Annotated in this window: 25 protein-coding genes; 4 read left to right on the forward strand and 21 right to left on the reverse strand. The window is 38.0% G+C overall.

The annotated features are described in order from the left end of the window. Positions 1 to 2: 2 nt before the first annotated feature. The 5 genes from F7984_RS11035 to F7984_RS11055 all read right to left on the reverse strand — a co-directional run bounded on the left by F7984_RS11035 (position 3) and on the right by F7984_RS11055 (position 2,932). Positions 3 to 1,130, reverse strand: a complete 1,128-nt coding sequence (locus tag F7984_RS11035; RefSeq protein ID WP_140461578.1) for an MBL fold metallo-hydrolase — start codon at positions 1,128 to 1,130, stop codon at positions 3 to 5. 2 nt (positions 1,131 to 1,132) lie between these two features. Further along, entirely contained in the window at positions 1,133 to 1,711 is a 579-nt protein-coding gene (locus F7984_RS11040; protein WP_066107211.1) for a sulfurtransferase TusA family protein, read from the reverse strand. Between the two features lie 37 nt (positions 1,712 to 1,748). Next, positions 1,749 to 2,054 carry a rhodanese-like domain-containing protein gene (locus F7984_RS11045; RefSeq protein WP_139891786.1) on the reverse strand — a complete coding sequence of 102 codons (306 nt, stop codon included), beginning with the start codon at positions 2,052 to 2,054 and terminating at the stop codon, positions 1,749 to 1,751. 72 nt (positions 2,055 to 2,126) lie between these two features. After that, a complete protein-coding gene (locus F7984_RS11050) occupies positions 2,127 to 2,603 on the reverse strand; it encodes a DsrE/DsrF/DrsH-like family protein (protein WP_066107219.1) in 477 nt (158 codons plus the stop codon). Between the two features lie 68 nt (positions 2,604 to 2,671). Further along, complete coding sequence (locus F7984_RS11055) at positions 2,672 to 2,932, reverse strand: metal-sensitive transcriptional regulator (RefSeq protein ID WP_066107222.1); 261 nt, start codon at positions 2,930 to 2,932, stop codon at positions 2,672 to 2,674. 283 nt (positions 2,933 to 3,215) lie between these two features. Between F7984_RS11055 and F7984_RS11060 the strand changes: the two genes are divergently transcribed. Further along, on the forward strand, positions 3,216 to 3,545 hold the full coding sequence (locus tag F7984_RS11060; RefSeq protein WP_066107225.1) for a hypothetical protein: 330 nt from the start codon (positions 3,216 to 3,218) through the stop codon (positions 3,543 to 3,545). A 220-nt stretch (positions 3,546 to 3,765) separates the two neighbouring features. Here F7984_RS11060 and F7984_RS11065 read toward each other — a convergent pair whose 3' ends face one another. Beyond that, a complete protein-coding gene (locus tag F7984_RS11065; protein WP_139891785.1) occupies positions 3,766 to 4,722 on the reverse strand; it encodes a thymidylate synthase in 957 nt (318 codons plus the stop codon). A gap of 17 nt (positions 4,723 to 4,739) precedes the next feature. Continuing rightward, complete coding sequence (locus F7984_RS11070; RefSeq protein ID WP_139891784.1) at positions 4,740 to 5,450, reverse strand: anthrax toxin lethal factor-related metalloendopeptidase; 711 nt, start codon at positions 5,448 to 5,450, stop codon at positions 4,740 to 4,742. A gap of 306 nt (positions 5,451 to 5,756) precedes the next feature. Between F7984_RS11070 and F7984_RS19105 the strand changes: the two genes are divergently transcribed. Continuing rightward, positions 5,757 to 5,912, forward strand: a complete 156-nt coding sequence (locus F7984_RS19105; RefSeq protein ID WP_180349947.1) for a hypothetical protein — start codon at positions 5,757 to 5,759, stop codon at positions 5,910 to 5,912. 45 nt (positions 5,913 to 5,957) lie between these two features. Here the strand turns inward: F7984_RS19105 and F7984_RS11075 are convergent, their stop codons facing one another. From F7984_RS11075 to F7984_RS11125, 11 genes are all read right to left on the reverse strand, one after another. Next, entirely contained in the window at positions 5,958 to 6,722 is a 765-nt protein-coding gene (locus tag F7984_RS11075) for a TerC family protein (RefSeq protein WP_139891783.1), read from the reverse strand. A gap of 102 nt (positions 6,723 to 6,824) precedes the next feature. Further along, positions 6,825 to 7,418, reverse strand: coding sequence for a YpjP family protein (locus F7984_RS11080; protein WP_139891782.1), 594 nt, complete (start codon positions 7,416 to 7,418; stop codon positions 6,825 to 6,827). Positions 7,419 to 7,505: 87 nt separating this feature from the next. Beyond that, on the reverse strand, positions 7,506 to 8,282 hold the full coding sequence (locus F7984_RS11085) for a class I SAM-dependent methyltransferase (RefSeq protein ID WP_066107246.1): 777 nt from the start codon (positions 8,280 to 8,282) through the stop codon (positions 7,506 to 7,508). A 130-nt stretch (positions 8,283 to 8,412) separates the two neighbouring features. Then, a complete protein-coding gene (locus tag F7984_RS11090) occupies positions 8,413 to 8,844 on the reverse strand; it encodes a BrxA/BrxB family bacilliredoxin (RefSeq protein ID WP_066107248.1) in 432 nt (143 codons plus the stop codon). 202 nt (positions 8,845 to 9,046) lie between these two features. After that, the gene (locus tag F7984_RS11095; RefSeq protein ID WP_139892005.1) at positions 9,047 to 10,192 is read right to left on the reverse strand and encodes a conserved virulence factor C family protein; all 1,146 of its coding nucleotides are present in this window, start codon (positions 10,190 to 10,192) and stop codon (positions 9,047 to 9,049) included. 72 nt (positions 10,193 to 10,264) lie between these two features. Next, positions 10,265 to 12,157: an ABC-F family ATP-binding cassette domain-containing protein gene (locus tag F7984_RS11100; protein WP_140461579.1), complete on the reverse strand. Its 1,893-nt coding sequence runs from the start codon at positions 12,155 to 12,157 to the stop codon at positions 10,265 to 10,267. Beyond that, a complete protein-coding gene (locus tag F7984_RS11105; RefSeq protein ID WP_225983583.1) occupies positions 12,154 to 12,780 on the reverse strand; it encodes an HD domain-containing protein in 627 nt (208 codons plus the stop codon). Before F7984_RS11105 ends, F7984_RS11100 begins: the two co-directional genes overlap by 4 nt. Further along, the gene (locus tag F7984_RS11110) at positions 12,765 to 13,607 is read right to left on the reverse strand and encodes a DegV family protein (protein WP_181162011.1); all 843 of its coding nucleotides are present in this window, start codon (positions 13,605 to 13,607) and stop codon (positions 12,765 to 12,767) included. Before F7984_RS11110 ends, F7984_RS11105 begins: the two co-directional genes overlap by 16 nt. A gap of 122 nt (positions 13,608 to 13,729) precedes the next feature. Next, complete coding sequence (locus F7984_RS11115; RefSeq protein ID WP_139063861.1) at positions 13,730 to 14,206, reverse strand: glutathione peroxidase; 477 nt, start codon at positions 14,204 to 14,206, stop codon at positions 13,730 to 13,732. Between the two features lie 59 nt (positions 14,207 to 14,265). After that, positions 14,266 to 14,772, reverse strand: coding sequence for a hypothetical protein (locus F7984_RS11120; protein ID WP_066107259.1), 507 nt, complete (start codon positions 14,770 to 14,772; stop codon positions 14,266 to 14,268). A gap of 37 nt (positions 14,773 to 14,809) precedes the next feature. Then, positions 14,810 to 16,498: a formate--tetrahydrofolate ligase gene (locus F7984_RS11125; RefSeq protein ID WP_139891777.1), complete on the reverse strand. Its 1,689-nt coding sequence runs from the start codon at positions 16,496 to 16,498 to the stop codon at positions 14,810 to 14,812. A gap of 151 nt (positions 16,499 to 16,649) precedes the next feature. On the opposite strand from F7984_RS11125, the gene metA reads away from it, so the two are divergent. After that, on the forward strand, positions 16,650 to 17,558 hold the full coding sequence (metA, locus tag F7984_RS11130; protein WP_066107265.1) for a homoserine O-acetyltransferase MetA: 909 nt from the start codon (positions 16,650 to 16,652) through the stop codon (positions 17,556 to 17,558). A gap of 88 nt (positions 17,559 to 17,646) precedes the next feature. Here metA and F7984_RS11135 read toward each other — a convergent pair whose 3' ends face one another. Further along, positions 17,647 to 18,582, reverse strand: a complete 936-nt coding sequence (locus F7984_RS11135; protein WP_192796804.1) for an HD-GYP domain-containing protein — start codon at positions 18,580 to 18,582, stop codon at positions 17,647 to 17,649. Between the two features lie 263 nt (positions 18,583 to 18,845). Between F7984_RS11135 and cspD the strand changes: the two genes are divergently transcribed. Then, positions 18,846 to 19,046: a cold-shock protein CspD gene (gene cspD, locus F7984_RS11140; protein ID WP_066107270.1), complete on the forward strand. Its 201-nt coding sequence runs from the start codon at positions 18,846 to 18,848 to the stop codon at positions 19,044 to 19,046. A 24-nt stretch (positions 19,047 to 19,070) separates the two neighbouring features. On the opposite strand, the gene F7984_RS11145 is transcribed toward cspD, so the two are convergent. Then, positions 19,071 to 19,286 (reverse strand): zinc-finger domain-containing protein, encoded by a 216-nt coding sequence (locus F7984_RS11145; protein WP_066107273.1) that lies wholly within the window; start codon positions 19,284 to 19,286, stop codon positions 19,071 to 19,073. 8 nt (positions 19,287 to 19,294) lie between these two features. Continuing rightward, entirely contained in the window at positions 19,295 to 19,960 is a 666-nt protein-coding gene (locus F7984_RS11150; protein WP_066107277.1) for a reverse transcriptase-like protein, read from the reverse strand. Positions 19,961 to 20,081: the final 121 nt, after the last annotated feature.

The raw sequence follows: 20,081 nt of genomic DNA on the forward strand, positions 1-20,081 counted from the left end.
AATTAGCGAACTGCACAGCGGTTTGGACCAATTTCCATTTCAGTTTGTTCATCTAGTTCGGGTATAATTTTACCCATATTCACTTGACGGATTTGCTCATATGCATTTGGCTGCGGTGGCAGATTTTCTGTGACTATCTTACGGAATTCATTTTCATTATCAATATTTAAACCATGATTTTCAGTCAGCAAAGTTCTAAGCCGTTTGGCAACAGTACCGTCTTCGTTTACTTCATCCATAATCATGAAATGAGCAGGAAGGACAATTAATTCATCCGCAAGCACACGGTATCGTTCATACAATGTTTCACGTAAATCGTCCACCCAATCCTCGGCAAGACCAGCTAAATCCGGGCGCCCAATTGAATCGATGAAAAGAATATCCCCCGTAAGTAAGTAACTTCCGCCAATGACAAAAGAAGTGGAGCCGATTGTATGCCCCGGTGAGTATATAGCATTGACTTCAATCTCTGATTCGCCAAGCTTCACCGTTAACCCGTCTGTTAATGGCGTATAATTATATACAACTTCCTCAGCATCCTGCTGTGGAAGATAATACTGTGCACCTGTCTGTTCAGCAATTTGGCGCCCACCAGAGATATGATCAGCATGCAAGTGTGTGTCAAATACATGCTTGATTTTCACTCCCTTTTCTCTGGCAAAGTCGATAAATACATCCGTGAATCGGACTGCATCGATGATTGCCGCTTCCTCACCAGAGATGACCATATAGGAGAGACAGCCTTTGCCAAGGCGTACAAATTGATAGATCTCTCCTCCACCTTTCAAATCATCTACCTTTACAGGCTCAAGGTGCATACTCCATGCCTTCATACCACCTTCCAAATAGGCAACAGGTCGGCCAGCCTCTGCCAGCATTTCAGCAACCATGACAGATGATCCTTCTTTTGCACATACTACAAGAACTTCTTTATTCACCGGGATTTTAGAAAGAATTTCCTCTACACCATCTAGTAATTCAAAATAAGGTATATTCATATATTCAAAGCTCTTAGCCTCAATCTTCCAATCCTTAAATGCATCTTGATTACGAACATCCAAAATAAATAAGTCCTTATGTTCAATCACATATTTAGCCACATCGGTAGCTGTCCATTTCAAAACTTTCATTTTCAGTTACCTCCTGACGTGATTTTATTCGTTTCTTTTATTAATTCGCCTTTCCAATCTTTCATGCCAGGGAATACATTGAATACTTTTTGAAATCCGCTTTCGACAAGTTTGTGAGCAGCTAGTTCACTACGTCTGCCTGTACGGCAAATGACGTAAATATTTTGATTGGAATCTAGTTCACTCATTCTTTCCTCCAATTCCCCAAGAGGAATTGACTTTGCCTGAGGCACATGCCCAAAGGCATACTCGGCTTCCTCACGAACATCTAAAATGATACCCTCACTTGTTGCAAGATCTTCATTTGTTATTGTTCGTTCAAATGGTTTATCAACCTCGCTATCTGCACCACCCTTACGGATATAATGAATAAGGATTTCGCCATCTTCATTTGTACCAATATATTCATGGCCAGCTGATCCCGCCCAGGCAGCAAGATCGGCCTTTGATCCCTTATCTGTTGCCGTAATTTTCAATACCTTGCCCACAGCTAATTCTTTCATCGCTTTCTTCGTTTTCACGATAGGCATTGGGCACGCGAGTCCTTTTGCGTCCAAGTGAACATCTGCTTTGATTGACATTATGAGACCTCCTATACTCCATAGGGTATATTATTGTTTAAAAATTTTTGACCGTCTTCCCTTTCCAAACAAGCATACCTCCAACCATATTAGTTGCCTGAAATCCAATCGATTCCAGATAAGAGGCAGCATTGCCACTTCGAGCGCTTGAACGGCACACGAGAATGTATTCCTTATTTTTATCCAGTACACCAATACGGTCCTGAAGCTCACTAAGCGGAATATGGATAATGCCTTCAATATGAGCCTCAGCCACCTCTTCTGGCTCTCGTACGTCAATTAAATTTAGTAGCTTCCCTGCTTCTAAGCGTTCTTGAACTTCTCTTGCTGTAATTTCCTTCATTTAGCTCACCCTTCCTCAAATCCTTACAAGTATTAAATTAAACCTTAGAAAACTAACAGATCTTACTTGAATTTAAATAAACAAGTTGACTGCTCCATTTTCTGCGTCTGCAAGATAGGCGGCAACTCCGGCATAATGAACGTCATCCAGCAACTCTTCTTTTTTTAGACCCAATAAATCCATTGTCATTGTGCACGAAACTAGCTTGATCTCTTGTTCCTGTGCCATGTCAATCAAATCTGTTAAGGTGAGTGCATTATGTTTCTTCATGACATGCTTAATCATTTTTGGTCCCATGCCCATCATATTCATTTTAGAAAGCGCTAGTTTTTCAGCACCTCTTGGCATCATAAAGCCAAACATTTTCTCAAGGAGGCTTTTCTTTACTTTCATTGGCTCCTGTTTACGTAATGCATTGATTCCCCAAAATGTATGGAAGATTGTCACTTCATGGTCATAGGCAGCCGCTCCGTTTGCAATAATATAGGCGGCCATCGCCTTATCATAATCCCCGCTGAATAAAATGATATTAGTTGATTTCTGTTCCATTGCTCCTCCTTAGAATACATATACCCCTATAGGTATTTATTATTGTAAAAAAATATAATCTTTTCCTGTTATCTGCTTTTAACGAGCAAGTTTACCGCCTGTCCAATTAATTCATTCATCTGTTCCTCATCTCCATCAATCGCACGTACACATTCAATTAAGTTTTCACTGACGACGATACCAATTGTTCGCTCTATTCCGGAACGTACCGCTGAAAGCTGGGTGATCACATCCTTACAATCCTGTCCTTCATCCATCATACGTTGTATGCCACGAAGCTGACCTTCCATTCTTCTTAATCTCACTTTCGTTTTATCATCATAATTCATTCATCATTCCCCCTCTCAGTTGTATTATATCGATATGCCCATCGTATACCCCTATGGGTAATTGGTCAATCAGAATGCTCAATAAATTCTTCACATCCTTTCATGCCCTAAAAAAATACTGACATTCTAGATTAAAAGTACCTGCTTAGATTCATATTTTATATTCATTAGTTGCCATGTATTTGTTTATGTTATGGGCTTTTTAAACACTAGCAAACCGTATATTTTTAAAAAATTTGGCCATACTATGCTTAACTTTGTTTGATTTTTCAAGGAGAAATTTATGTATAGAGGTATTATATTATTGGATGAGAAATGTCCTATTATCCAAGTCCCAAATTTTGTGAAACATTGCCCATTAAAATCTGTCAATGATTTTATCTGTCAAAAAAATATAGAAATTGCAACCTTAAATCCCCATCAGCTTACCAGCTATTATACACGCCCGTTTGCCTTATATTTTGATTTAAAAAAAACCAGAAAAGATCGTAAGGTTACTTATGATTATTTAGTAATAAATCTTCACGAAGCTTTTCAAAAATTTACGGATACCTATCCGGAATATTGGAATGAAATACAAAGTTCGTTTCACCATATCCACTTAATTAAGTGACTTAGTAACTGAGTAACCCTTTAGTCTAATCCAATTGCATCACAATATCTCTATTATTTCCACCCGATAAATGAATAGATAAAATTCGAGTACTCATTACTTTTTGAAATTATGAAACAAACTCATATCCCTGCAGTTTTATATAAAAAGGCGTACAGAATATCACTATTCTGTACGCCTTTTTGCTATCAGTTATGAGGCTGTCCGTAAGCACTCTAAATTAAACAGCAATCGGTGCTTTGATCGTTGGATGCGGGTCATATCCTTCAATTTTTATTTGATCCAGATTCATATCAAAAATACTTGTAAATGAAGAGTCAATCACCAGCTCAGGAAGCGATCTTGGTTCTCTTTCCAATTGAGTCTTCACTTGTTCTACATGGTTTAAATAGATATGTGCATCACCAAGAGTATGGACAAATTCACCAACCTCCAGACCACATTCAGCTGCAATTAAATGAGTCAGCAATGCATAGCTGGCAATATTAAATGGTACACCGAGGAAGATGTCTGCACTTCTTTGATACAGCTGGCAGGACAGCTTGCCGTCTGCCACATGAAACTGGAATAAACTGTGACATGGCGGCAAAGCCATAGTTGGTACATCCTCCGGATTCCATGCAGATACAATCAATCTTCTGGAAGATGGGTTTCTTTTAATTTGTTCAATCACATCTTTAAGCTGATCAATCGTTTCACCTGTTGACGTCTTCCATTCTCTCCATTGTTTCCCGTATACATTGCCAAGCTCTCCATACTTCGCCGCAAAGGCATCATCACTTAAGATTTTCTCTTTAAATAAATCCATTTGTTCCAAATATAATTGATTAAAATTTTCATCCTGTAAAGAACGAATACCAAAATCAGTCATATCAGGACCTTTATACTCTGAGCTTTCAACCCATTTTTTAAAGGCCCATTCATTCCAAATATTATTATTATGCTGTAGCAAAAACTTGATATTCGTATCTCCGTTAATAAACCACAGTAATTCACTTGCAATCAAGCGAAATGGTACTCTTTTGGTTGTTAATAATGGAAAACCATCCTTCAGATTAAATCTCATTTGGTGGCCGAATACAGAGATTGTACCTGTCCCTGTACGGTCTTCTTTTTTTGTCCCGTTATTTAGAACATGCTGGCAAAGATTTAAATAGGCCTGTTCATTTTTCACCATTTGTTGATCCTCCTATTTTATTGTTCTTTTACTGTGTACCCATTCTTTTCAATATTTTTTATGATTTCGTATGTGAGAGGGGCCTTTTCCAAACATTCTGCTTTAGTTTCTTGATTGAAGTAATACATCGCAAAAACCTCAGCAAAGTACTCCTCTGAATAATCAATAAAGTATGCTTGATTCGGGAATAGTTGTTGCACTTCTTTTAACCAAGCATCTTGAAAGTAGCCCGTTTCACTAATATTATTCAATATAATTTGATCGACTGAATGTCCAAGCTCATGTAGTTCTAGATTAGTTGAACCATGGCCCGCTCCTTTTTCACTGTGCCCGATTTTTACTAAGACTGTTTTACTGCCACCCATTCCGGGTACTTCATCCCAATTTTTCGAGGAATACCCTCTTGGCTGAACTCCTTTTAAATGGGCAGCCTCCCGTTGATCCGTCAATGCTCCCGTAAATAACTTAATCTTAATTCTATTCTTTTTTAATACTTGAAGTAAGCCTTCAGGTAACCCACTTATTCTTTCAATAATAACCTCAGCCTCATCCCATTGATCTTGATCATCAGGTAAAACAATTATAGTTGATACCAATGATTTATTCTCAATGCCAGATAAATTCTTTAAATAAACTGACTCTGCATAATTTTGCCCTAATGGAAATAATATAAGAGTGGCTACCATAATGAATATAAAAATGAATACAAGTAAATTTCTGGCCTTCATCACAATTCACTCCGAAGATTAATTTTTATATCATAAAAACCCTATTACCAGTCAATGAGAATATATAGGGTTATGTATAAAACTTCGTGAAGAAATCTAGATAGGCGTATATGTATGGTTTAACCATTTATCAACAATGGCATAGATCCATTTCGACAAATCATTAAAAATTATACCATATGATGAGAGTTTCGAAGTGAACGAGTGGTCATAAAAATTATGGAAGTTCATCTGACCGTTTGCAGCTAAACAGCACCATCACAGCATTCCAGCAATCCCCTTTTACAATAAAGTATCCAGGGAGAGGTGGTTAAGATACGGTTCCATCCTGATAAATATAATCTTGATGACGAATTAATGGAAGATTTGTATTCTGCTATGACAGATTGGAGATTAGTGGTATTCGATAGTCTAATTGCTCTTGGATTTTGCATAGGCTTTATTTTCATTCATCTCTCTTAAAAGAATTCCTGATCATATCCTGATCAGGAATTCTTTTAACATATTCTATGCCGACTGATTCTTTCTTTTCTTATAAAAGTGCAACAGAATGGTTGCGCCAAAAATCACAATGATAATGAAAAAGAACATAGTATGATCGATATGTAGACCAAAATTGGAACCAACCATTTTAACAGCAATAAAGGCAATCAAAATATAAGCAGCACTTTCAAGCTCTGGTATTCTATCGATTAACTTTAAGAATACACCTGCCACACCCCTCATCATTAAAACACCTAATATGCCTCCAACGAACAAAACCCAGACTTGATTACTTACACCAAAGGCAGCCAGTATACTGTCTACAGAGAATGCGATATCCATCAACTCTACGGATGCAACTGTCCCCCAAAAGTTACCGAACAATCGTTTGAGCAAGCCAGATTTTTTTACGTCCGGAACATCAGGAGTCGTTTCAAAATGTTTATACTTTTTGTAAAAATACTGAATGGAAAGCCATGCAAGATAACCTCCTCCAATCAGTTTCACCCACAAAATTTCAATTAAATAGACACCTACTCCTATAGCTAGGAAACGGAATAAATAAGCTCCAATCAACCCATAAAACAAAGCTCTTTTTCGTTGTTTTTCCGGAAGATCCTTTACCATTACAGCAAGGACGAGAGCATTATCGGATGATAGCAAGCCCTCCATCAGAACCAGTGTACCAATTAATCCCCAACTGACTGGGTCAGACAATACCTCTATCCACATCTGCCCATCAAAAAACATAGCGTATGTTTCTATTAACTGTGAAAAGAATTCATTCATGGTTGTCTTCATCTCCTGATTATTTTCTTTAACACAAAAAAGAAAATACGTTGATTACAACGTATTAACCTGAAAATAGTAATCTATCAATTAATGATCTGCTTAGCTAATCCACTTAGGAGGAGTGTTTTGACTCCAATAAATCCTTGCCATCGAGTGATGGGCGTCAAAATTATCTTTGTATGTATGGTAATGAAATTCAAACCAATGGCCTTCTCCGGGCGGGTTCTCTCTCCTGACATGAAATCTGATGAGGTCTTCATTGGTTTCCCGATCATAAACATGAAATATTTTTTCACTTAAACCGCCGCTTGGCTTTTCTGATATCGCCATATTCAGCAGCTTTTCTTCCGGTACATCAGATGAAAATTCCTGCAAGGCGGATTCAATGTTCGGTAATACACTCGTATAAAATTCATCTTTTATATGGGGACCAATTCTACTCCCAAACTTTTCAAAGGATTGCTCCTCAGCGCGAAGCATAGCATACGATAAAAAATCACTTTGACTAAATACCGTTACAGGAGATTCGCTGCTTACATAATCAGTTTGGCCAATAACAGGATTGTTTTTGGCTTCTTTGACAGTACTTCCTTCATACCATTCCTGATACTGAGATGGAGATATAATTCCAAAGCTTAAAACAGAAAGCCCAACTACCAAGGATTTCTTAAGAATACTTGACCAATTTTTCAAATTAAAATCACCTGCCTATTCAGCAAAACGGGCTATTTCTTCACCCCGTTTTATTAATATTGGAAGAGCGAATTTTGATTTTTTTAACTATTCTAATTCTATCACACCAAAATGAAATTTTGCAGTTTTTCTTTTTTCAACGCTAAATCCAAACCGGGAAAATCGATCACTCCTGAAATGGTCCTTAAGAATAATCCTCTTTTTGGCAACTCTCTTGGCTTCCACTACTGCTTCATCTGTTAACTCCTTGTAGGAAGCAAATGAACTCAAAGACTGAATTCCAGCACTTTCAATGACTCTTTCTGTAAACATTGGATCAAAATAAACAACATCATAGGAGCGATCCTCAGCTTTTTTAAGAAAGGTTAAATAGTCTATGTTCACAGCTTCAATTCTCCCGGCAGCTTCGCCAAATTTCTCATTCTTAAAAGGATAATTTTGCAGTCCCTCCTTAATAACAAAGTAAACAAACGGATTTAACTCTAAAGCAGTTATTTTCCCGCTACTCCCTATGATATAAGAGGCAATCAAGGCATCCGCTCCCATACCAAGTGTACAATCAAGAATAGACATCCCTTGATTTAATCCGGCTGCCCTGACAAATGGATCCACTTCCCCTTTCTCAATTCTCTTCATACGGACTGCGGCCATATTTGGATGGAAAAATAATGGATCTATTCCATGCAGGTCATATAATTCTGTTTTGATCTTCCCCACTACCAGACATGGTTGGTTATAGTAAGATTGCAACTGTTTAATCGTTCTTTTATTGCGTTCAATATACGGGATCCCTAATTGTTCAGCTGTTCTTAATGCTTTTTGATTCAGCACATTATTCGTTTTTTCAATCGTAGTGACAAACACATAAAAAACTCCTTTAAAATCTGCAAGATTTCTTGTTGAGCAGGCTTCTTTAAATCTAAAGCGATAGAAACTTATTTACCCTCAGGCTCATATTAAAAAAAGGAATACTCATGTGAGCATTCCCTTACGTTTATTTACAATACTCAGAAAAAGCATTTAATAAATTCTCTTTAACGTCTTCTAAAGTATGTCCTTCAATCTCATGTCTTGGTATAAAATGAACCACTTCATTTCCTTTTAATAAAGCCATTGAAGGTGAAGATGGAACTTCCCCAAGATATTCTCTCATTCTGGCTGTTGCTTCTTTATCCTGACCGGCAAAGACTGTTACAAAATGATTCGGTTTAATTTCAGCATTTACTGCTTCTGCTGCAGCCGGTCTTGCCAAGCCGCCCGCACATCCGCATACGGAGTTGACTACAACCAATGTAGTACCTTCTGCCTTTTCCATAAATTCATCTACTTGTTCCGAAGTCGTTAATTCTTCAAAGCCTGCTTCAGTCAACTCTGCTCTCATTGGTTTAACCATTTGTCTCATATATTCTTCATATGCCATAGACATTCATAATTCCCCCATTCAAAGTCTTACATTTGTAGGATACATTAGATAGCTTACATGTGCAATCCATGTATTCCCTAATATTGTATGTAACATTACCTAATATAGATGTAAACTCCCCGTTTAAACAGAGGCATATACTCTTTCCTATGCTCAACTAAAGCAGCTGCCAAGTGATTCGACACTGCCTTCCTGATATGCTCTATTATTCTTGAACCTTGTTATTTTTTCTGGCTTCAGTCATTTGTTTCCATACAGACCCAAGGGCTTCATCACCATTTTTAATACGCTCACTGGCCATCTTCGCCTGCAGAGCCACTTCAAATTCTTCATCATTTTCCGCTTTTCGAAGCGCTGGCAAAGCATTTTCCCCACCAACCTCATACAAGTACATGGCCGCTCTCCAGCGTACTAGCTTACTTTTATCAGCTAAAGCTTCAATCATAGCCTGTTCAGCTTCCGGGAAGCCTAAATCAGACAAGCAGTCTCCCGCTGTTCTTCTGACCGTTACACTCTTATCTTTTAGTCCCTTATATAAATATGGCAAAACAATCGTGTCTTCAATCATTCCTAAATAGACCACAGCAAGCCTTCTGATAGATGCTTTTTCATCCTCCAATGCCTTATTGAGGAGTGGCAGATCCAAAACTTCCGGATCCTCCATCTGATCCAATGCTTGAAATCTGGCCTTCCAGTCTTCCTGATCCAAATCAGCTTCCGTAAGCTTTCTTCTTTTCACCTTAACGGGTTCGGACTTCTTGGTGGTGGTGTCTTGAGCGTCTGCAACAAGCTTCGCTAACCGTTCTTCTGGATATAAGGCGATGACTTCATCCATCACCTCTTTCCCAATCTGCTCAAGCTCCCCGTAACGATTGCCAAAATCAATCCATTTTCGGATCAACACAGCATTATCATCCTCAAGCTGAGATACTTGGAAAGCATCCATAAATGCTTTCGGCATAGCCCATCGTTTTTCTTCCAGGTCACTATTTGCTTTAATCTGGATAGGTATCCCTTTAAAAACTTGAATTTGGACCTTCACCTCTCCAAATCCTTTGCCTGTATCAACTGGATTAGCTCCAGTTTCTTCAACTGTCTCACCGAAAACGGTTCGAACCTGTGCCAATATACCAGGCCAATCATATTTAGCATTTCTTTCAACGGCCAGGAAGTCTGCTACATGGTATACACCTTTAACACCTTCAATATGTAAAATTTCTTTTATAAATGAAGGTGCGGTATCAATCGTATCCTTTTTATAATTCGTACTTTTACCAGCCGGCAATTCTTCATTTAAGATAACCTTCATCGTATTCGGGCTCGGTGTAGGCTCAATTGAGACAATCCTCATCATAAAATCCCCCTGATCTATTTATCTAGGGGGATTGTAGCATATCTATCAAAATATTTACATACTTACGATTTAGCCTTCTTGTATTTCTGAAAGATAGGACCATCGTTCAATCAAATGCTCCAGTTCTTCATTTAATTGAATTTCTTCCTCAGCTAATTTATTCGCCAGTTCAAAATCACTGCCTGCTTTATTTAGTTCGGCAGCGACTTCCTCCAGTCGTTTTTCAACCGCTTCTATTTTTTCATCGATGCCTTCCCATTCTCTCATCTCATGATAGGATAGCCGTTTTTTCGTTTTTGTCTCTTCTGCACGTTTTATTTTAGGAGTTGACTCTTTCTCAACGGCAGTTGCAAGTCTTTCCTGCTCCTGTTTCCATTCCAAGTAATCACTTGCCTGCCCATAGTATTGCTGAATCTGTCCATTCCCTGTAAATACCCATAATTTATGACATGTTTTATCCAAGAAGTATCGATCATGTGATACGGTTATAACAACACCCGGAAAATGCTGAAGATACTCTTCCAAAACAGTTAATGTCTGAATATCCAAATCATTTGTCGGTTCGTCCAATAAAAGTACATTTGGAGACTCCATCAATATCTTCAATAAATAAAGCCTTCTTTTTTCTCCGCCTGAAAGCTTCCCGATGACCGTCCCATGCGTATGTGGCTCAAAAAGGAAACGTTCCAGCATTTGTGCGGCCGAAATTCGCTCACCATCTGCAAGCGTGACCGCTTCACTTGTTTCCCGGATATATTCAATCATTCGCTTATTGAGTGGTAAATCTTCATTTTCCTGAGTATAATAGCCAATCAATACCGTAGAACCCCGATCAATTGAGCCACTAGTTAAAGACTCAGAACCGGCAAGCATTCTTAATATGGTTGTTTTTCCACTGCCATTGGCTCCAAGGATACCAATTCGATCTCCCTTTTGTAAAATGACAGAAAACCGATCGATTAAGAGTTTATTTTCATAGGATTTTGAAAGATTAACCAGCTCCAACACCTTTTTCCCAAGTCTGGTTGAAGCAACATCCAAACTTAAATCGTCACTTGCATTACCAGCATTCGCTTCCTCCTGCAAGGATTCAAAGCGCTGAATTCTCGCTTTTTGTTTCGTCGTTCTCGCTTTTGCCCCTTTCCGCATCCAGGCCAATTCCTGTTGGAACAGCCTTGAAACTTTATGAGCTGATTTTGCTTCCATCTCGTCTCTGATCGCTTTGATTTCTAAAAATTTCTCGTAGTTTCCGTCATAAGAATGCAATTGCCCCTTATCAAGCTCCCAAATCTTTTTAGTCACGGCATCTAAGAAATATCGATCATGAGTTACAAATAAAACCGATCCTTGATATCCTTGGATATACTCCTGCAGCCACTCGATACTGTCATAATCCAAATGGTTTGTCGGCTCGTCTAAAATAAGCAAATCTGCTTTTTCCATTAATGCTTTAGCTAAAGCACAACGCTTTTTTTGCCCTCCGGATAAAGAACCCATTCTAACATTAAGGTCTTTGATTCCTAGCTTATTTAACATAATTTGTGCATTTGAATGGATCTCCCAGCCACCGTTTGCATCCATTTCAGCTTGCAAATGAAACATTTTATCAAGAAGAGCTGAATCATTTGGGGACTCCTTCATATGTTCCAATAGCTCTTCGTACTTTCGTACAGTTTGAAATACAGGTGAGTCATTTCTATAAATAAAGGCTGATACCTTTTCATCTTCGTTTACTTCAACATTCTGTCCTAGATATGAAATCCGGTAATCCTTTGGCTTATCAATCAATCCTCCGTCCATTTCTTCAATGCCGGCAATGATTTTTAAAAGTGAAGATTTCCCTGTTCCGTTTAAGCCGATTAAACCAATTTTTTCGTTTTCACTTATGCTAAAGTTAATATCCTTAAAGAGAGTCTTCTCTCCGTATTCCTTTTTAATGTCGATTCCTTTTAATACTTTCATTCCATCATATCCTTTTTAAACTGTTCTAAAAACAACAAGATAAATTGATGACGTTCTTCTGCCAACCTTTTACCTGTACGTGTATTCATCAAGGTTTTTAATAGTAGTAATTTATCATAAAAATGCGTGAATGTACTAGGGGCAGAATCATCCTTCGGTAAATAAATAGGATGCCCCTTATGACTGCCATATGCAAAAGCACGGGCTATACCAATAGCTCCCAATGCATCCAGACGGTCCGCATCCTGCACAATGGCTGCTTCAGGGGATAAGCCCTCTCTTAAACCCTCACTAAATGAGATACTGGAGACATCCCTTTTAATCTTTCCCCTAATTTCTTCATTTTTCACATTAGATTCGAGCCATTCGCTAAGTACCGCTTCTCCCGCTTTTTTTGTCCCATTTAATTTGGAATCGGATAGATCATGCAGTAGGGCGATCAGTTCAATTAGCTCAGGATCGCCTGTTTGCTCGGTTTGATAGATTAATAAGGATAGCCTTCTGACACGATCCATATGCTGCCAGTCATGGCCCGTTGTATCGTTAATAAAACGTTTTTTCACGAATTCTTCCGCTGCTTTAATAGCTTCGCGCATAATAAACTCCTTTACTTTTCTATCCATCCGATTCCTACTGTTTCAACGCCTGCGTGAAGGCAAAGGGCAGTCCCGAGCGGATGTATCGTAATTGATAATTCCTCACTGATTCTTTCAACCATCCGGACCCAATCGCTTGTTTGACTGATCTGTTTTCCATACAGCATAAAAACTTCTTCAATCTGGTAGGACCCCAGGGATTGTTTTAAATAGGATTGGATTTTTTCTGTTGCCTTTTTCCATGTACGAACCTTGGTTTTAATCTGTAGACTTCCTTCCTGAAAGGTTACGATTGGCTTTATATTCAAAAGACTTCCCAGGTAATAGCTTGAGGTGTTAAGCCTGCCGCTATTATGAAGCTGCTGAAGAGATCCTATCCAAACATACACTCTTAACTTAGATTTAAGCGCATGGATTGCTTCCACAACTTCTGTAGGTTCATTTGAAGTTTCCCATATTTTAATAGCTTTCTTTATCAATAACGTCAATGGATAAGCAAGATAATGAGTATCCACATTAAAAACCGGGATATCCACCAGCTCGGCAGCTTGAACACTTGTAGAATATGTACCGCTTAATTTATCAGAGATATGAAAGGAGAAGATAGAGTCATAGGTAACAGCCAACTTGTCGTAAAGCTTTTTGAAATCGCCAATCGATGGCTGCGATGAGGTAAGAGTGGATCCCTTTTCTATGTGTTCAACTAATTCATCGGTTGTTAGATCTACACCATCCAAATAAGACTTTCCATCAATCATCATGTGGACCGGTAAAACGTAAACATCTTTATTGGCTCTAAGTTCATCATCTAATACAGCAGAGCTGTCTGTTACCCACGCTACTTTTTTCATCATGCAACCAACCCCCATACCTCATGGAATACATAACCGATAAATGGCGTTACTCCTATTATAACCAAAAGCGTTTTTAAAAAGATACAAATATAAGACCTCTCCTTTGCTAGGAGAGGTCTGTCCTATAATAAATCAACGATACTTTTCTCTACTTCAGAAAGTTTTGTAGAGGGTGCAAAACGTTTTACAATCTTTCCATTTCGATCAATGAGAAACTTTGTAAAGTTCCATTTAATCGCCTTGGAACCCATCACACCAGGGGCCTGTTCTGTTAAATAATTAAATAATGGATGAGCTTGGTCTCCTCTTACATCCACTTTTGCGAACATAGGAAAGGTAATTCCATAATTAGTTCGGCAGAATGAATGGATTTCCATTTCATCTCCGGGTTCTTGATTCATAAATTGATTGCACGGAAATCCAAGAATAACCAAGCCCTGCTCCTTATATTTTTGGTAAAAGGATTCTAACTCTTTATACTGTGGAGTAAACCCACATTTACTGGCAGTATTCACAATAAGCAGGACCTTCCCCATATATCTTTCAAAGGAAACTTCATCTCCAGTGATTAAGTTAGCCTTAAAATCATAAATGTTCATCATCTTCACTCCCGCTAAAAATACATGACTGATCAAGTTTTACTTTCGTTCAAAAAAATCTAACCTTCTGCTTTCAGTATATGATGGATTTGGCTGACATAGGTATGTAATTGATCAATTTCATCCTCATAAATTGGCTTATCCTGCTTAATTTCAATCGTTACGAATGGATCTTCATGTTTAAATCCAATCGGAGTATGTTTAAAAACCCGGTAATGATACCCTTTATCCCAGATCTGCTTCAATATATGAATATTGCGGAGAGGATGCTCAGGATCGATATACCTAAATTTAATTTTAAGATCACATCCCGGCTCGCGTTTCGTTATGGATGATAGCTTTTCTGATGAGAAAGCTTGTAAACCTGCACTTAAAGAAAGTGTACATTCAACCGCTTTTTCCATCGAAGCATCAAGCCTTGTACTAATCTCAAAAATTCTTGACATATAGGCTAAGTCAACATAATCATGCCTGTCTATGATGGCTAACTCGCCTTCTAAGTCTAAATCATAAAAGGCACCTTCAACTACTACTTTCAGGTTTTCAAAAACTGATGGATCAAACATGAGATCACCTCCATTTTACATAATCTACCTATCCTTATTAAAACAATCCGACCGCATTGCCATTCTCGTCGACATCCATCTTTAAAGCAGCTGGTCTTTTAGGTAATCCAGGCATTGTCATAATATCTCCAGTAAGTACCACAATAAAACCTGCTCCTACAGAAGGCTTTAGCTTTTTGATATACAATGTAAATCCTTCAGGCCTGCCCAACAAACTTGGATTGTCCGATAATGAATACTGGGTTTTAGCCATACAAACAGGGAGCTGCCCCCATCCTTCTGATTCATATTTATGTATTTGTTGCAGAGCTTCAGGAGAATATTCAATCTTTTGTGCCCCATATACAATTTTTGCGACTTTTTCAATTTTCTCTTGAATGGAATCCGTTGATTCGTATAGACGTTTAAATGTATTGGTATTCTCCTTCATAAGGTCTTCAAGTTTTGCTGCAAGGTCCAATCCGCCCTGCCCACCTTTTTCCCACACTTCTGTTAAAGAGAAAGGTAATCCATGTTTCTGACATAAAGTATTGAATCGTTCCACCTCTGCATCAGTATCTGCAGAAAATTTATTTAAAGCGACGATAAAAGGCAATCCAAAAGCTTGAATCGTTTCACAATGCTTCACTAAATTCTGGAACCCTAATTCAATCGCATTTAGATTTTCCTCTTTTAATTTATCCGATTGTACGCCACCATGCATCTTTAAGGCTCTTAATGTTGCCACGATAACGACAGCATCCGGAGTAAGATCAGCAGCGCTTGTCTTAATATTCAAGAATTTTTCTCCGCCAAGGTCCGCACCAAATCCTGCTTCTGTAACACAATAATCAGCTAGCTTAAGGGCTGTTTTTGTAGCAAGTACACTGTTGCATCCATGTGCAATATTTGCAAACGGACCACAATGAATTAGAGTAGGCGTATGTTCAATAGTTTGAACCAAATTAGGCTTTAAAGCATCCTTTAACAATAAAGTTAGTGCACCCTCTACACCCAAGTCTGAAACAGAAACAGGTGTATCCTGATAGGTGTATCCAATCACAATCTTCCCTAATTTATCTTTTAAGTCATCTAAATCTATCGCGAGACAAAGAATTGCCATGATTTCAGATGCTACGGTTATATCAAAGCCATCTTCACGGGGAATTCCGTGCTTATCCCCGCCAAGCCCGATTACAATATGCCGAAGGGCACGGTCATTCATATCAAGGACCCTTTTCCAAATAATTTTCCGCGGGTCAATCTGCAGTTCATTTCCCTGCTGAATATGATTATCAATCAGAGCTGCCAGTGCATTATTTGCTGTTGTGATGGCATGTAAATCACCAGTAAAGTGCAGGTTAATTTCGTCCATTGGGAGTACCTGTGAATAACCGCCGCCAGTTGCACCTCCCTTTACACCCATGACTGGTCCAAGAGAAGGTTCTCTCATCGCTATCATTGCTTTCTTTCCAAGAAGAGAAAACGCATCTCCTAGACCAACGGTTACCGTTGATTTCCCTTCCCCTGCTTTAGTAGGATTGATGGAAGTAACGAGAATTAATTTCCCATCCTTTTTGGTGCTGCGGGATTTTAACACATCAAGAGAGATTTTCGCCTTGTATTTCCCGTAAGCTTCCCAATCTTCTTCCTTTAATCCAATCGTTTCAGCAATTTCTTTTATGGGTTTCATTTTTGCATTTAAAGCAATCTCGATATCACTTTTTACAATTGTGTCCAAATTCATGCTGAGCCCCCTAAAAATCAATAGTCATAATTAGTTTAACAAAAAATATATATCAAACACACATTATTATTTACAACCTCTCAAAAATATGAATACAATGGTAATATTATTTAATATTTTGAAAATTTAAACAAACAAGGAGGTCCATATCTTGCCGATTACGATTCCAAATAAACTACCCGTCAAACAAATTTTAGAAGAAGAAAATATTTTCGTAATGGATGATAACAGAGCTCTTAGTCAGGATATCCGACCTTTAAACATTCTCATTTTAAACTTAATGCCTGAAAAAGAGAAAACCGAAGCACAGCTGCTTCGATTACTAAGCAATACTCCTCTGCAAGTCAAAATAACCTTTTTACGAATGGAAACACATGAAAGTAAAAACACACCCCATACACATTTGGAACAATTCTACTCAACCTTCCCCGAAGTATCAACGAAGCGCTTCGACGGCTTAATTATTACTGGAGCGCCGGTTGAAAAGCTAGACTTCGAGGAAGTTCACTATTGGAATGAGCTAATCAACATAATGGATTGGTCAAGGGAGCATGTAACCTCATCCCTTCATATATGCTGGGGAGCCCAAGCAGCCCTATACCATCATTTTGGAATATCAAAGCAATTATTAAATAAAAAATGTACAGGCATCTATAAGCATAAAGTATTGAAACCATTCGAAAGCCTTGTAAGAGGATTTGATGATGTTTTTTACGCTCCGCATTCAAGATATACAGATATTGAAGCAGAAGAGATTCGCAATCATGAGGAGTTAATCGTCTTAGCAGAATCGGAGGAAGCAGGTTTGTTCCTGGTCGCTTCTAAGGATAAACGATTAATTATGGTAACCGGTCATCCAGAATACGATTTGGCTACCTTGTCCCATGAATATAAGCGTGACTTATCAAAGAGCTCAGGTGCCCCTATTCCTCAAAATTATTTTCCTGAGGACGACCCGCTGCAGCTCCCATTTCATACATGGAAAAGCCACGCAAGTCTTCTATTTTCTAATTGGCTGAATTATTATGTCTATCAGACGACACCTTACCAGTGGAAATAATGATAAGTATTCTTACAATAGAAATTCTTATATAAAATATAAAAGACAGCCTATCAGCTGTCTTTTTCTTCTAATATCCAATATCCTCTTATACTTCATTAATAATCTTAACGATTTCAATATCCCTAAATGCCATTAAATCTATGATTCCCCTTTCAGTCTTTATTAAAGACTTAAGTGGATTATATCGATTTATGAGAAGAATCGAACCATATTCGCCATTATTCAGCTTTACTTTTTTGCCCACCAGCGCCTGAAGCAATCTATCCATGAAAACCAATAAAATATGAGCATCTAATGTTCCATATACATCATTCTGCATTTGTTTGATGATTAAATAAAATGGTGTTGCTTCGTGATAAACTCTTTCTGAGGACATCGCATGATATATATCTGCTATGGCGACAATCTTAGCAAAGTAATGAATTTGCTTACCCTTTAATCCATGAGGATACCCCATTCCATCTTCTCTCTCATGGTGCTGCAAGGCAACAATGGCAGCCGAATCAGGGATATGGTCGAGACTACTTAATAGTTCATGCCCATAGACGGTATGTTGTTTCATTATATTATATTCCTGAGAGGTAAGTTTACCTGATTTATCTAAGATGTTCTCCGGAACCATGGTCATGCCGATATCATGCAAAACAGCAGAAATCATAAGGTCTTCCAGCTCATCTATAGGCAATCTCAGCCATCTCCCGATTAGACCGGATAGAATTCCTACGCAAATGGAGTGCCAGTATGTATACTCCTCTTTACGTTTAGTTTGATGAAGCAATTCAAAAATTCGCGGACTCGATGATGCACTCTTGATAACAGGGATAATCTCCTGTTTAACCCGATTGACGGAAATTTCTCCACGTCTCTTTATATCCTTAAATATATGCCGAATATCCGTACATGCCTGATCCATGCATAAAGAAACCTCTTCTGTCGTCATCATTCGGAATTCCCCATTATCTTTGATAGAAGGTGTTTTTTGTTCCACCTTATCTCTTATTTCTTTTTGTAATTGATTCATATAAACTCTTTCCAGCAAATAATTAGAAAAACCATTATGATGTGTATCCATCAGACACCCCGACATATGTTTTCATTTCATTTTAACAATTATACCATATTTACCCAATTATCCAGTCACCTCTTAAAAATTTTCAATATTTTTTAAAATCCATTTTGACACTGTATATTTGAATGTTGTATATTGAAATTATCATGACTTATCTAAAGTTTATGATAAAAAGTAATTGGCTTTTGAGCCACAGTTTTAGGAGGAATAAATCTATGCAAAACGGTAAAGTAAAATGGTTTAACAACGAAAAAGGTTTTGGTTTTATCGAAGTTGAAGGCGGAGATGATGTATTCGTACATTTCACAGCAATTCAAGGTGAAGGATACAAATCTTTAGAAGAAGGCCAAGAAGTTACTTTCGAAATCGTAGATGGAGAAAGAGGACCTCAAGCTACTAACGTACAAAAAGCCTAATAATGAACCAAAATTAACAGCCGCCTATTGGATAGGCGGCTTTTCTGTTTTCTTATTTAAATTTCCGCCTATATGTTTCAAGGATTCACCAACTGTACACTGATTGATACAAAAACGGTGTGCATGAGTACGGCCGTTATCCCGAACAAGCTGTTTGTGTAGAAAGCAGCCATCACAATACGTACTTAACAAAAAATCAACCTGTTTAAGAGCATCTTTTTTTCCCTTTTTTTTATTCATCGATAACATCACCCCATTTTTGGTAATTCAAGTTGACCGTCTATCTCAATTCCCTCTAGTGCCTGTGTTGCCAGCCGATGTGCTTCCTCATTATCTTTTCTTGGAACTGCCATTGTCTCAAAGTGCAAGCCAAGATTCTTAAGCTGTTCTTCGATCCGATCCAGCCACTTATTTAAATTTTCTTCATAACAAGGCCATTCTCCTGTTAATTGTTTCAATACGACCTGAGAATCCCCTTTTATCATAATTTTTTGATGTTTAACTCCCAGTTCATCAAGCCTTTTGACAGCTGCTAATAATGCACAATATTCTGCTTCGTTATTGTCCTCTATATAATCAAAGACTTCATTGCTCCGTATGCGAAACCTTTTATTGTTTTGTGTGTAATAAATCGCAATGCCAGCTCCTGCAAAGGTTTCACCCGGTCTGTGACTTCCATCAAAATAAATCGTTACATTCTGTGGGGTTTCTTCTATTTCCTCTGTCAGCTTTTGAAACTGTTTCTTTGTCCATTCCTGTCCCAGTTCATCAATAAAAATGAAATCTCGCCATCTTCCCGTGCTTTCGAGATCATTGACAAGCCTTAAAGCAAATTGACTTTCCATTTCTTCTGATGTGAAGGTTATAGGAGGTATTTTGGATTTATTGTAGATACCCTTTACTGTTACGTTCATTTCTTTCTCCCTTCCCAATCCTTTATACAATTAATTCATTATATATAAATTATCCTGATACCACTAAAACTATGACAGTAGACATTTATTAAAAATTCATGTACTTTTTAACTTGAAAGGA

Origin of the sequence: Pradoshia sp. D12 (assembly GCF_008935075.1) — a bacterium.
GTDB lineage: Bacteria > Bacillota > Bacilli > Bacillales > Pradoshiaceae > Pradoshia.